This window comes from Anaerococcus sp. Marseille-Q5996, from assembly GCF_946893725.1.
GTDB classification, from domain to species: Bacteria; Bacillota; Clostridia; order Tissierellales; family Peptoniphilaceae; genus Anaerococcus; species Anaerococcus martiniensis.
The window spans coordinates 12,578-27,099 of record NZ_CAMPPE010000004.1; the positions used below are offsets into that span (position 1 = coordinate 12,578).

Consider the following 14,522-nt stretch of genomic DNA (forward strand, 5'->3'; position numbering starts at 1 on the left):
AATAGTTTTACAAAACCATATGAGAAGAAGAGTAGTCTAGATGGACATTCTACAGAGAGCCCAGTTTTGGTGAGATGGGTGGATAAAAGTTTAGATGAAGATGGCCTTTTCTTGGGGTGAGTCGATAGTTAGATTCACACGGGACTTCCCGTTACAGAAGTAGAGTATGATAGTACTTGATGAGTGTATGTATGCGTGAGTATGCATAAATTAAGGTGGTAACGCGAATTATATCGTCCTTAAATTCTATGATTAGAATTTAGGGGCGTTTTTTTATGGCCTATTTTAGGAAGGGATAAGAAATGAGCAATAATGAAATTATAAAATCAAAAATTGATCAGTATTTTGATCAAACTGTTGCTTGGAGAAATTACTTACATGAAAACCCAGAAGTAAGTGATAAGGAATACCAAACAGCAAAATACTTAAAAAAAGAATGCGAAAAACTTGGACTAATAGTCGAGGATGCAGCAAATACAACTGGTTTTACAGCCCTACTTGATACAGGTAGACCTGGAAAAACTTTGGGGATTAGAACAGACTTAGACGCACTTCCAATCCATGAAAGTGAATACAATAAAAAATTTAAAAAATCGGTAGTGTCAAAAAATGAAGGGGTAAGCCATGCTTGTGGTCACGACTCACATATGGCAACACTTTTAACTACTGCAAAAATCTTAATTGACTTAAAAGATGAAATCGACGGCAAAATTTATTTTATCTTTGAAGAAGGTGAAGAAACTGGCGGTGGCATTGAGGCAATGGTTGAGCATCTAAGGGATAAAGGATTAGATGCTTGCTACGGTAACCACCAAGCTTCGTTTTTAGAAGTTGGAGAAATAAGAGTTATTAAAGGACCATCACACGCTGGTTGTGCAGGAGTTGAGTTTGATGTAATTGGAAAAGGTGGTCACGGATCTCGTCCAGACAAATGTATCAATCCACTAACTGCAACAGCAAATATTGTAACAGCCCTAACAACAGCTTGGGTTAACCAATTAGATGTAAATGAAAAAGTAACTTTTGGCCTTGGTTCAATAAATGGTGGAGCTGCTTCAAATGTGATTCCTGATAAATGTAATGTCAAAGGTACATTAAGATTTTTTGATGATAAGGCTGGAGAGGATGCCCTAGAAGTCTTAAAAGAAGTTACTAAAGCAACTGCCAAGGCTCATAAGTGTGAAGTAGAATTTTCTGATTATACTCGCATCGTTGCCTACCCAACCATAAATGATCCAGACCTAGCCGATGAAGTTATAAAATCTTTAAATGACATTTATCCAGGCTCATATAGAGATGGAAAACCAACCTTTGGTTCAGAATCGTTTTTTGGCTACTCCAGACTTTGCCCATCAGTTTATACCAAATTTGGTGTAAGAGATGAGGAAAACGGAATCACAGCTGGAGCGCACACACCAGAATTTGATCTAAACCCAGAAGGCATCAAATATGCGGTAGGCTTACAAGTAAAATTTGCCACTGATTTTTTAGGAGGGGCCAATGATTGATTTAAAAAATATAACCGTCGATTTTGACGGATTTAAGGCAGTAGATGATGTAAACCTAACCGTTGAGAAAAACGACATCTACGGCATTGTAGGATTTTCCGGAGCAGGAAAATCGACCTTAGTTAGGACAATAAATCTTTTGCAAAGACCAAGTGCTGGAGAAGTTCTAATAAATGGAGAAAATCTCCTAGACTTATCAGATAAGGACCTAAGAGCAAAAAGAAAAAATATAGGAATGATTTTCCAGCACTTTAATCTTTTAAATAATATAACAGTCTTGGATAATGTAATTTATCCTATTAGAAAATTAAAAATCTCCAAAGAAGAAAAAGAAAAAAAGGCCAGAGAGCTTTTAGAAGTAGTAGGCATTGGCGATAAGGCTGATAATTATCCAAGAGAACTTTCTGGGGGCCAACAGCAAAGATGTGCAATTGCAAGAGCCCTTGCATCAGATCCAGAAATTTTACTTTGTGATGAGGCAACAAGCGCCCTAGACCCAAAAACGACCAAGCAAATTTTAAAACTACTTAAGGATTTAAATGCAAAATTGGGTCTTACAATAGTAATTATCACTCACCAAATGGAGGTTGTTAAAGACCTATGCAATAAATGTGCGGTAATGCAAGATGGAAAAATTGTAGAAAATGGATCAACCTTAGATATATTTGCCCATCCAAAAGACCCCCTTACCCGTGAGTTTGTAGAAACTTCCACAAATGTTGCTGAAACCATTGATGAAGTTAAGCAAAACATAGGAATCTTAAAGGATAATGAACTTTTAGTCAAACTTAACTATGTGGGAGCTGCTACAACCGAGCCTCTAATCAATGATCTTTTTGAAAAATTTGGTGTAAAAACAAATGTATTGGCCGGAAATATTGAATTTATAAGTGGCATCCCAGTTGGAAACCTAATAGTAAGCTTATCAGGTGATAGAGATAATTTAGGAAAAATTGGAGATTATCTAGAAGAAAAAAATGTAGATGTAGAAGTTTTAGGAGGTAAAGATGGGATTTTTTGAGTATTCATGGTCCATCAGAGATAGGATATTCCAAGATTTTAAAACCACCCTTTATATGCTTTTTGTATCAGCAATATTTGCAGGGATTTTTGGACTTATACTTGGGGTGATCATGGTTGTTACAGACCGTGGCAGAATTTTGGAAAATAAAGTTGTTTATAGCATTTTAGATAAGGTCACTAATATTTTTAGGTCCATACCCTTTATCATTTTGCTAGCCCTAGTTGCACCAATTACAAAACAAATTGTAAACACCAGAATTGGTCCAACTGCTGCAATCGTGCCACTTGTATTTTCCTGTGTGCCATTTTTTGCAAGACAAGTTGAACAAGCACTTGCAAGTGTGGATCCAGGAAAGATTGAGGCTGCAGAAGCCATGGGTAATTCACCATTTGAAATTATAACAAGCGTTTATCTTAGAGAAGGCCTGCCAAGCTTGATACGCGCTTCATCTATTACTCTGATTTCTCTTTTAAGTTTAACAGCTATGGCAGGTATTGTCGGAGGCGGTGGTATTGGTGATTTGGCCATTGCCGTAGGTTACCAACGTTACAAGGACGATGTTGTAATTGTAAGTGTTGTTTTAATATTGGTTGTCGTATTTATAATACAAGGCGTTGCGAATTTTCTTATAAGAAAAACAAGTCATTAAGGAGGAAATAATGAACAAATTAGGAAAATTAACTTTAGGTTTGGCTCTAGCACTAGGCCTAAGCTCATGTGGAGCAAATAATGCAAATGAAAGTGCAAACACAGATACAGAACAAAAAGCACCAACAGAAGTAGCTGATACAATTAAAATTGGTGTAGTTGGCGAAAAAAATGAAGTTTGGGAAGAAGTTATAAAAAGATATGAAGAAGGTACTGGCAAAAAAGCAGAGCTAGTTAGATTTTCTGACTATACTCAACCAAACGAAGCCCTTGCAAGTGGAGATATTGACGTAAATAGTTTCCAACACTACTTATTCTTAGGAGAATATAACAAAGAACAAGGTGAAGAAAAATTAGTAGCAATTGGAGATACAATGCTTGCTCCTCTAGGATTTTTCTCAAATCAAATTAAAAGCCTTGATGAATTAGAAGATGGGGCAAGGGTAGCTATACCAAATGACCCAACAAATGGTCCAAGGGCCATATTCCTATTACAAGAAGAAGGACTTATAAAAGTAAATGGAGAGCCTGGAGATTTAATAACTGTAGATGATATTACAGAAAATCCAAAAAACTTAGAATTTATTGAAATGGATGCTGCTCAAACAGCAAGAGCCCTAGATGATGTTACTATTGCAGCTATAAATGATAACTATGCCCTAGATGCTGGATTAAGCCCAACTGAAGATTCAATTGCAATAGAAGATCCACATGGAACAGGTACAAAAATCTATGTAAATGTTATAGCAGCAAGAAAAGAAGACAAAGACAACGAAGCTTACAAAGAACTTGTAAAATACTATCAAACAGATGAAACCAAAAAAGACTATGAAACATATACAAAGGGTGCTTGGGTACCAGCTTGGTAAAAAAATATTAAAATAATAGGAGAACATAAAAATGAAAACACTTAGCAAAATTTCCTTAGGCCTGGCCCTAATTTTAGGCCTAAGCTCATGCGGAGCAAATAATAACGAATCAGCACAAACAGAACCAGCAGAAAATAATACACAAACAGAAGAAGCAAGCACAGATCCATTAGAAGGAAAAGATACAATAAAAGTTGGTGTAGTTGGAGAACACAACGAAGTTTGGGATGACATTATCGAAAGATACAACTCAGACAATAGTGACAGAAAAATAGAATTAGTAAAATTTTCTGAATACAGGGAGCCAAACGAAGCTCTTTTAGCAGGGGATATAGACATCAACGCCTTCCAACACTACAAATTCTTAAATCAATTTAACGAAGAAAGTGGATCAGATATAGAGGCTATAGGAGATACAGTAATAGCTCCACTAGGAATTTATTCTTCAAAAATCACAGATATAAGTGAACTAGAAGATGGGGCAAGAATTGCAATTCCAGATGATCCATCAAACTCAGCAAGATCACTTTTCCTACTACAAACTGCAGGACTTATCAAAGTAAATGGTAAAGATGGGGATAATATTACAACAGATGATATTACAGAAAACCCAAAAAATCTTGAAATCATCCTATTAGGTTCATCACAAACAGCAAGAAGTCTTGATGATGTTGATGCTGCTTGTATAAACTCTGGAATGGCAGTAGATGCTGACCTAGTACCATCAGAAGATGCAATTTTCCTAGAAGATAAAGACGATCCAGATAAACAAATCTATGTAAATGTTATCGCTACAACCCAAGATAAAAAAGACAGTGCTATTCTAAAAGATATTGTAGATAACTATTTCCACACAGACAGAACAAAAGAAGTAATCCAAGAATCCTCAAAGGGATCAGAATTTGGCGTTTGGTAATAAGAAAATTTCATACTACTCATCCTTATAGTAAATATACATGAAAGCAGGAGCCAAATTCTCCTGCTTTTTCATTTATTAATAAAAGACGGTTTTTCTTTAAATGTTATAAAAGTAACGTATAGTAGATAGGTAATAAAAGGAGTTTAAAATGACCACAATTTATGATTTTACAGTAAAAGATAATAAAGGAAATGATATTAGCCTTGATAAATATAAAGGAAAAGTACTTTTAATAGTAAATACTGCAACAGAATGCGGCTTTACACCTCAATATCAGGGGCTAGAAGAGCTTTATAAAAAATATAAGGATCAAGGATTTGAAATTCTAGATTTTCCTAGCAATCAATTTGGAGGACAAGCTCCAGGCACAGATACAGAAATAGCAAACTTTTGTACATCAAGATTTGGTACAACCTTTGATAGGTTTGCAAAAATAGATGTAAATGGCGAAAACGAAGATCCGCTATATACCTATCTTAAAAAATCCCAAGGAGGACTTTTGGGTGATAAAATTAAGTGGAACTTTACAAAATTTTTGGTAGACAAAGAGGGCAAAGTTGTTAATAGATACTCCTCCCAAAAGAAACCCGAAAATATAGCAAGCGACATAGAAAAATTATTAGATAAATAAAATGAGTGATTTAGTAAAACTTGCCAAAGAGTCCATAAAATATTATTTGGAAACTGGCAAATATTTAAAAGAATATGATGAGAGTTTAAAAAGCAATAACAATGGAGTAATTGTAATTGTCCATAAAGATGGCAGACACGAAAAAAGCGGGTCTATTTATCCAACAAGATCTGATATAGGTCTTGATGTCATCCATGAGGCTGTAAATGTGGCTGTATTTAACAATGCAATTGACCTTTCAGATATAGAAATCGATAATTTATACATTTCAGTTTATGAAGTTACAAAAATTAAGCAAATCCAATATATGGAAGAATTTGGAATGTATCATGGTTTATTTTTGAAATACAACAACAACCATGCCCTAGTATTCAGGGATGATTACGAATCAGACTATCAAATGTTTGAAGATGCTATAAAAATTGCAAATGTAGATAGCCATGATGTATTTACCATAGAAAAATTTAAGGTCCATAAGCATTTATAGCTTGACTTAAAAAAATTAATAAGTATTATAAAAATAGAATATAAATACAAATGTTATAAAGACCAGTAACTTTTATGGAAACTTTAGAGAGGCACGGTTGGTGAGATGTGCTAGTGAAAGTAAAAGCGAATATCATCTTTTAGTTTAGCAAATGAAATCAGTAGTTTGCTACGAAAACCAATCGTTAAGAGTAATTTAGGAAATAAGTGGACCGTCTGTATGGACGGTCCTTTTTTTGTAAGGAGAAGAATATGAGTGAGTTTAAATCTTTAAATACAAATGACACCCGTAATCGTGAAGCAGAAGTAGAAAAATATTGGCAAGAGATTGACCTTTTAGATCAAACTTTTAAAACACGTGAAGATGCTGAGGAATACATAATCTATGATGGACCACCAACAGCAAATGGTAAACCAGGTATCCATCACGTAATCGCAAGAACTTTAAAGGATATGACCAGCCGCTATAAAAATATGAAGGGCTATAAGGTCCTTAAAAAAGCTGGTTGGGATACCCACGGATTGCCAGTAGAAATTGAAGTAGAAAAACAATTAGACTTCCATGACAAAAATGACATCGAAGAATTTGGTATAGAAAAATTTAATAAATTATGTAAGGAATCAGTTTGGAAATATTCTGATATGTGGCGTGACATGTCAGATCGCATGGGCTTTTTATATGATATGGACCATCCATATGTAACTATGGATAATGATTACGTTGAAACTGAGTGGTGGCTTTTAGATAATGCCTTTAAAAAAGGATATATCTATGAGGGTGCAAAAGTTATGCCATACTGCCCAAGATGTGGAACTGGTCTTGCAAGCCATGAGGTAGCTCAGGGTTACCAAATGGATAAAACCATTACTCTTACTGTTAAATTTAAGAAAAAAGACACAGAAAATGAATATTTCCTAGCATGGACAACTACACCATGGACCCTTCCATCAAACGTGGCTTTATCTGTAAATCCAGACCTTGACTATGTAAAAGTATATGATAAAACAGATGATTGCTACTACTACATGGCAAAATCACTTTGTGAAAAACTAATGGAAGACCATGACTATGAAGTTGTAGAAACCCTAAAGGGTGCTGATATGGAATATATGAAATATGAGCAATTACTACCTTTTGTTGAAGTTGACCCTGACCATGCATTTATAATAACACTGGCTGATTATGTTTCTGCAGAAGATGGTACAGGTATAGTTCACTCTGCACCAGCCTTTGGTGAGGACGACTATCAAATCGGTAGAAAATATGATCTAGCTTTCATCCAACCAGTAGACCTTGAAGGTAACTTTACAGAAACTCCATGGAAGGGACAATTTATCTTTGATACCAACGAAGATATATGGCATCATCTAGCAAATGAGGGCAAGGTATTTAAAAAACAAACTATCGAACACAATTACCCTCACTGCTGGAGATGTAAAACTCCATTAGTTTATTACGCAACACCATCTTGGTATATAGAAATGAGCAAATTCTCAGACCAAATGGTAGAAAATAATAATAGCGTAAACTGGTTTCCTGAAACAATTGGCGAAAAACGCTTTGGAAACTGGCTAGAAAATGTAAAAGACTGGGCAATTTCTAGAAGCCGTTATTGGGGAACACCACTTAATATCTGGAGATGTGATGACTGTGATCACACTCGCTCAGTTGGATCAAGAAAAGAACTGGCAGAACTTGCCGTAGAAGATATAGATGAAAATATCGAGCTTCACAGACCATATGTAGACAATGTATCTATGAAATGTGAAAAATGTGGGGGTGTCATGCACAGGGTGCCAGATGTGATCGATGTTTGGTTTGACTCAGGAGCTATGCCATTTGCCCAACTTCACTATCCATTTGAAAATAAAGAATTATTTGAAAATTACTATCCAGCTGACTTTATCTGTGAGGGAATCGACCAAACTCGTGGATGGTTTTACTCCTTAATGGCCATTTCCACATTTACCTTAGGCAAGGCACCATATAAAAATGTACTTGTAAATGACCTAGTAGTAGATAAAAATGGTCAAAAAATGAGTAAGTCACGTGGTAATACCCTAGACCCATTTGCCTTATTTGATAAATACGGGGCAGACGCAGTTAGATTTTATTCTTTATACGTATCACCAGCTTGGATGCAAACTAAATTTGATGAAGCAGGCCTTATAGAAGTAAGAAATAACTTCTTTAGAACCTATGAAAACGTGTATAACTTCTTTAGCTTATATGCAAATACAGATGGATTAAGTGTAGAAGATTTACAAAATATCGGCGAAGTAGAGCTTGAAAAAATTGATAAATGGTTATATTCAAGATTAAATACCCTAGTTAAGAACTATTACCAAGAAATGGAAGTATTTGAATATAATAAAGTTGTTCACTTAATTTCTGACTTTGTAGTAGAAGATTTATCAAACTGGTATATCCGTCGTAATAGAAAAAGGTTCTGGAATAGTGAACTTACAGACTCTAAAAAAGCAGTTTACAAAACAACTTACGATGTGCTAACAACCATTGCAAAATTAATAGCACCAATCACACCATTTATGGCAGAAGAAGTCTATAGAAACTTAACTGGCGCAAAAACTGTCCACACAGAATTGCTACCAGAAGTAGATGAAGCAATGATTGATAAAAACTTAGAGCAAGACATGGAACTAGTAAGAAAAATAGTTAACCTAGGCCGTGCTTCTCGTGAAAAAGAATCAATAAAAGTTCGCCAACCACTTGCAAAAATCATTGTTGATGGTGGATATGAAGATAGGATTTCTGATTTAATAGGTCTTATAAAAGAAGAGCTAAATGTAAAAGAAATCGACTTTGCAGCAGATCTTTCAGAATTTATGGACTACTTCCTAAAACCAGACTTTAAGGTTGTAGGACGTATCTTCCAATCAAAGGTAAATGACTTTGGAAAATATCTGGCAAATGTAGATGCAAAAGATTTTGTATCAAGTGTAGAAGATGGTCCAGTAGAAATCGACCTAGATGGCGAAAAATACGAAGTTTCAAAAGACTACTTAGATATCAGAATCTCTGCAAAAGAAGGTTATGATGTAGAAATGGATGGAAATATATTTGTAATCCTTGATACAGAAATCACAGAAGATTTATTAGATGAAGGATATTCAAGAGAATTTATCTCAAAAATTCAAAATCTAAGAAAAGATAGCGGTTTTGAAGTAACAGACCATATAGAAATTGCCTATGATGCAGATGAAGATTTAAGTAAGGCTATCGAAAAATTTGCTAAAGAAATCAAAGCAGAAACACTTGCAGATAAATTATCAAAAGAAAGTGTTGAAGCTGATCCAATAGAATTAAATGATAAAACTATAAGTGTAAAAGTAACAAGAATATAGTATAAAAAAGAGTAGATAGAAATATTTACTCTTTTTTTATGGGAAAATTTGCTAAAAGGATAAAAAATGAAAACTAGAATTATGAATATGATAAAGATAACAAATCCCGCTACAAATGAGGTTGTAGTTTTGGACAAAATCAAAAAAGAAGGCTGGGAGGGTTTGACTTTTCCCGGAGGCAAGGTAGAAGAAAATGAATCCTTGATGGACGCTGCCATTCGAGAAGCAAAAGAAGAAACTGGCCTTGATATAAAAAACTTAAAATTTGTAGGATTTATTACATGGCTTGGAAAAGAATTTAAGGATGTGGGACTTCTGTATGAAACTACAGATTTTACTGGAGATCTTATAGGAGAAAATCGTGAGGGCAATCTTTCTTGGGTTGACTATGAAAAATTTAAAAAAATGGATGGGATGAGCCTATCTATGGATAAGATTTTAAAAATATATGAGGGAGAATTTTCTGAAATATTTTGGAATGTAGTTACAGACGAAATATCTTATATTAAATAAATTAAATTTTGGGCAGAGTTTTATCTGCTTTTTTTCTTTGCGTATAAATATCTATTAAGCATAAATTTAATTGCTTTTTTGATCCTATGATGATATAATCTTTGCAAATAGTGTGTGGTGAATACCATAACACTATTTATAAGTTATTTTTGTAACTATCTAATATACATAAAATTACGGAGACGCTATGGCGCTTATTGAAGTACGCGATTTAAAAAAATATTATAAGGTAGGCGGCAATATTATAAAGGCTCTGGATGGAATAAATCTTGATATTAACAAGGGAGAATTTATCGCTCTTTTAGGTACAAGTGGTTCTGGAAAATCCACCCTTTTAAATATGCTAGCAGGCCTTGAATATCCTACGAAAGGCACAATAAAATATGGCAATATCATTTTAAATGAGCTAAAAGAAACTGATATTACAAAATTTCGTAATTTAAATATTGGTTTTGTTTTCCAGTCTTATAACCTATTGCCATATCTTACTGCCTGGGAAAATGTATCCCTTCCTTTGACCTTTAAGGGAGCCGATGTTGAAAGGCGCAAGGAAGAGGCCTACAAAATTTTAAAAGAAGTTGGCCTTGAAAATAGGATGAACAACAAGCCTAATGAACTATCTGGTGGCCAGCAGCAAAGGGTATCCATTGCCCGTGCCTTTGTTGGCACTCCGAAAATAATTTTTGCCGATGAGCCTACAGGAAACTTAGATACCAAAACCAGTTTTGAGGTCATGCAGCTGATTAAAAACATTACAAGGGAAAATAAGCAAACTTTTATCATGGTAACCCACGATGATGAAATGACAGAATTTGCTGACAGAACACTTTTTATGAGAGATGGAAAAATCCAAACCATCCACAAAAATTTAACTATTGATGAGGTTTTAGAAGATGACATACTACCAACAAATTAATGGCACAGAAAATACAAATGACCAGGCGGCTGAAAGTGAAAATGCTCCAGTGCAAATGAGAAACCAACCAAAGCTAATAATTTCAAATTATAGTATTAGCCCAAAAACTGTGGAGGCAGGGGGAGATTTTAACCTAGCTTTTACCCTCTATAATACCAATAATAAAAATTCTATTTACAATCTAAAGGTAAGTATAGACCAGCAACTCCAATCCCAACCCCAAGCAAGCGGTGAAAATAATGCCCTTGTAAGCGACGGATCAGTTTTTACCCCAGTAAATACTTCAAATAGTTTTTATGTTTCTGCCCTTTATCCTTGGAACTCTACAACTAAGTATATAACTATGAAGGTAAATCCAAATGCTGTGGCGGGAAATTATGTGATTGGCCTAACTTTAGAATATGAAGATTATCTGGGCAACCAATATCAAACCAAGGAATCAATTGGAATCCCAGTTGTTCAAAGGGCAAATGTTACTATTGGTGAGGTAAAACACGAAGACCTAATGGTGGATAGCCAGACTCAAGTAAGTGTGAATATTTATAACACTGGCAAGGATAATCTAAATACCTTTATGTGCGATGTAATAGGTAAGGGTTTTACAATTGATAATGACAGACGTTTTATAGGGAATTTTAATTCTGGATCTACAGAAACTTTTACTTTTAATATTACCCCTAGCCACGAAGGTCCAGTTGAGGGGAAAATTATGTTATCCTATGAAGACTCAGCTGGAAATATCCACACAGAAACCAAGGATTTTTATGCAGATGTAACTAGCATGGGCGGTGGAGAAGGATTTGAAGAAGGAATGATAGAAGATCCTGAAACTGGAGAAATGATACCGGTTGACCAAGGCATGGAAGAAAATATGGAAGCAGGTGGCAGCTTACTTTCATCACCATTTTTGTGGATTGGACTAATAATAATCCTTGCCCTAGTAGGACTTTTAATTAGAAAACACAAAAAAAATAAGAAAAATGAGGAGCTAATAATCGACGATGAGGATATCTGATAGATTTATCATGGCCCTAAGGAATCTTTGGCGTCGTAAATCTAGGACAATTCTTACAATCTTATCAGTAGTAATAGGATCTACTTCAATAATTTTGATGCTGGCCTTTGCAGAGGGCATTAGCAATTCACAAAAAGAAATGATCGAGTCATTTCAAGGTCTAACTACCATTAATATAATGGATGGGTCTGGAGATGGATCTTTAGAAGTTACTGATAAGGTGATGAATGATTTAAAGAGGATAAATCATGTAAAAGCGGTTGTACCTAGCAAAAATATTTATGTCCAACTTTTGATGTCGGATACTGAAGATTACGAGATAGACGGGTCATTAAATATAATTCCTGATAATATTTTTTCCATGATTGAAAAAGATATGCTAGAATTTGGAAACCCTCCAAGTCCAAATGAAGATAATAAAATACTGCTTGGACAAAATGCAGCAGCAAATAAAAAAACTGATATGGCAGATGGGGGCTACATGATGGAGCCTGTGGAAGATTTCGATTATTCTGCCCACCAATACTTTGTAAGATTAGGATGGGTTATGGAAGAAGAGGATGATGGGGTCAATTTTGGAAATCCAAATGAGGGAGAAGGCTTAGAAGGAGAAGAAGAAAACAAACCTGATTCCATAGATGTGCCAATAGAAATAGCTGGCAAATTAAATAACAAATCATTTTTAAGCGGCTGGGGCTCCTATATATCTGAATCTACATATAAAATGCTAAAAAAAGAAGACGGCAAAATATCATCTCCATCTTTGATTCAATCCTTTGATGAAAAAGGCAATCCTATACCAGAAACTTCTGACAAAATAACTTATGAGAACCTAGAAGTAATCGTAGATGATGTTAAAAATGTAGAGGAGGCTGAAAAAGAAATTAGACTCTTGGGCTATCAAACAAATTCTATGGCCCAGGCTAATGAAGAAATCCAAAATCAAACCAGGACAATTATGCTAATACTTGGGGGAATTGGATCCATTGCCTTTATAGTTTCTGCAATTGGAATTATAAATACAATGCTAATGAGTATTTACGAACGTCAAAAAGAAATTGGTGTTATGAAGGTCATTGGCGCATCTGTGTCTGACATACAAGCCATGTTTTTAATCGAATCTGGATTTATAGGATTTTTTGGAGGTATCTTAGGCTTATTGATTTCACTATTGGCAAGCAAAGTTATAAATGGTGCTTTTTCGGGTATGAATGATTCAATAGTACAGGGTGGAAATATAATTGTCATTCCACTTTGGCTAGCATTAATTGGAGTTGGTTTTTCGGCTCTAGTTGGTGTTTTGGCAGGATATCTGCCAGCTCGCCGTGCTACAAAATTATCTGCAATTGATGCATTAAGAGCAAATTAAGGAGGAAATTATGAAAAAAATAATACCAATAATGGCTCTTTCACTCGCTCTAGTAGGATGTACAAATACAAATTCAACTGAAAGCGAAACAAACACTGAAACAAATACTAATGAGACACAAGTAAGCGAAAATACTGACGATACTCAAGTTATAGATGTAGAAAAGGCTGAAAATAACAAAGAAAACAGTGAAGAAAGTGGATCTGTCGAAACTGAAGATCAAAATGAAGAAGATTCTGAAGTAAGTCAGAAAAAAGACCAAGAAGACAAAGAAGAAGAAAATTCTGATGATGCTAGCAAAAAAGAATCAGAAGAAGAAAATCAAGCAGAAAATGAAGGCAAAGAAGTAAGCAAGGATGACTTATTTTTCAGTTTATATGCTCCATTCTCAACAGTAAATGAAAATGGTGACATAGTAGATGAAAGTGGAAATGTTGCTCCAAGCGATGAATCTTACAATTACGACTATGTAAAATATTCTAATAATTTATTTGTTAGAAGCAAAAGAAATGTAAAAGATTTAAAAGATATTGTAGCAATAGTTAGGATGAATGATAAAGATGTGACCACCCTTTACGAATTCCCTCAAAACGAGGATTTCCGTCCACTTGGCCTGATTGGAGATAAGGTATATGGTTACCACAACTATAATGAAGATGATGAGATAAATGGAACACCTACTTTAAAACAAGTAAAATCAGCCATTGGATATGTAGATTTAGCTACCGGTGAAGTCAAAGATTTTGATGCAACTGTGGATGGTCTAGTAGGGGGAGCAGTAGTTGTCGATGGTGAACTACAATTTACCTTGCCAGGAGATAATAATGAGCAAAATGCCTACAATTTTGACCTATATAAACTAGACCTATCAAAGGGCACTGACCAAGAAGCAGAATTACTAGAAAAAGACTTTGACCTCCAATACCTATTTGGACAAAAAAGATTTGAAAACGGAAACCCAGTTTGGAAAATATACAGGGCAGACAATGAGAATATCTATGTAAACGACCAAAAATTCCCATTCCTATGGGCTGAACAAGGAAATCAAGAAATCATAGGAAATAACATTTTCTACTTTAATAATGATGGAATTAGTGAGGATAGATTATCAAGAACAATTAAAGTTATTAACATGTCAAGTGGGGAAACAGTTCTAGAAACTCAAATTAGGGGTATGAAAATAGAAGGAAACAAGCTATATTATCTAACACCAGATAATGAAGTAGAGTCAGTTGACATCGAACTTTAATAATCAATA

At 34.8% G+C, this 14,522-nt stretch carries 13 protein-coding genes and 1 other annotated feature; all 13 genes read left to right on the forward strand.

What is annotated here, in order from left to right; genetic code table 11:
* Positions 1-10: 10 nt before the first annotated feature.
* Positions 11-244, forward strand: a binding site (T-box leader).
* A gap of 58 nt (positions 245-302) precedes the next feature.
* The 13 genes from OC526_RS05970 to OC526_RS06030 all read left to right on the forward strand — a co-directional run bounded on the left by OC526_RS05970 (position 303) and on the right by OC526_RS06030 (position 14,513).
* Complete coding sequence (locus OC526_RS05970) at positions 303-1,508, forward strand: M20 family metallopeptidase (protein ID WP_262122726.1); 1,206 nt, start codon at positions 303-305, stop codon at positions 1,506-1,508.
* Positions 1,501-2,529, forward strand: a complete 1,029-nt coding sequence (locus OC526_RS05975; protein WP_262122728.1) for a methionine ABC transporter ATP-binding protein — start codon at positions 1,501-1,503, stop codon at positions 2,527-2,529. The genes OC526_RS05970 and OC526_RS05975 overlap by 8 nt, the downstream gene beginning before the upstream one ends.
* Positions 2,516-3,181 carry a methionine ABC transporter permease gene (locus tag OC526_RS05980; protein ID WP_262122730.1) on the forward strand — a complete coding sequence of 222 codons (666 nt, stop codon included), beginning with the start codon at positions 2,516-2,518 and terminating at the stop codon, positions 3,179-3,181. Before OC526_RS05975 ends, OC526_RS05980 begins: the two co-directional genes overlap by 14 nt.
* A gap of 10 nt (positions 3,182-3,191) precedes the next feature.
* Positions 3,192-4,049 (forward strand): MetQ/NlpA family ABC transporter substrate-binding protein, encoded by an 858-nt coding sequence (locus OC526_RS05985; RefSeq protein WP_262122731.1) that lies wholly within the window; start codon positions 3,192-3,194, stop codon positions 4,047-4,049.
* A 31-nt stretch (positions 4,050-4,080) separates the two neighbouring features.
* Positions 4,081-4,965, forward strand: coding sequence for a MetQ/NlpA family ABC transporter substrate-binding protein (locus OC526_RS05990; RefSeq protein WP_262122735.1), 885 nt, complete (start codon positions 4,081-4,083; stop codon positions 4,963-4,965).
* A gap of 151 nt (positions 4,966-5,116) precedes the next feature.
* Positions 5,117-5,599: a glutathione peroxidase gene (locus OC526_RS05995; RefSeq protein ID WP_262122737.1), complete on the forward strand. Its 483-nt coding sequence runs from the start codon at positions 5,117-5,119 to the stop codon at positions 5,597-5,599.
* 1 nt (position 5,600) lies between these two features.
* Entirely contained in the window at positions 5,601-6,086 is a 486-nt protein-coding gene (locus OC526_RS06000) for a hypothetical protein (RefSeq protein ID WP_262122739.1), read from the forward strand.
* A 251-nt stretch (positions 6,087-6,337) separates the two neighbouring features.
* Positions 6,338-9,451: an isoleucine--tRNA ligase gene (gene ileS / locus OC526_RS06005; protein WP_262122741.1), complete on the forward strand. Its 3,114-nt coding sequence runs from the start codon at positions 6,338-6,340 to the stop codon at positions 9,449-9,451.
* A 66-nt stretch (positions 9,452-9,517) separates the two neighbouring features.
* Positions 9,518-9,964, forward strand: coding sequence for an 8-oxo-dGTP diphosphatase (locus OC526_RS06010; protein ID WP_262122744.1), 447 nt, complete (start codon positions 9,518-9,520; stop codon positions 9,962-9,964).
* A 187-nt stretch (positions 9,965-10,151) separates the two neighbouring features.
* Positions 10,152-10,880 carry an ABC transporter ATP-binding protein gene (locus OC526_RS06015; protein WP_262122745.1) on the forward strand — a complete coding sequence of 243 codons (729 nt, stop codon included), beginning with the start codon at positions 10,152-10,154 and terminating at the stop codon, positions 10,878-10,880.
* A complete protein-coding gene (locus OC526_RS06020; RefSeq protein ID WP_262122747.1) occupies positions 10,858-11,895 on the forward strand; it encodes a COG1361 S-layer family protein in 1,038 nt (345 codons plus the stop codon). The genes OC526_RS06015 and OC526_RS06020 overlap by 23 nt, the downstream gene beginning before the upstream one ends.
* Positions 11,882-13,264 carry an ABC transporter permease gene (locus OC526_RS06025; RefSeq protein ID WP_262122749.1) on the forward strand — a complete coding sequence of 461 codons (1,383 nt, stop codon included), beginning with the start codon at positions 11,882-11,884 and terminating at the stop codon, positions 13,262-13,264. The genes OC526_RS06020 and OC526_RS06025 overlap by 14 nt, the downstream gene beginning before the upstream one ends.
* Positions 13,265-13,274: 10 nt before the next feature.
* Positions 13,275-14,513 (forward strand): hypothetical protein, encoded by a 1,239-nt coding sequence (locus OC526_RS06030; RefSeq protein ID WP_262122752.1) that lies wholly within the window; start codon positions 13,275-13,277, stop codon positions 14,511-14,513.
* Positions 14,514-14,522 lie beyond the last annotated feature (9 nt).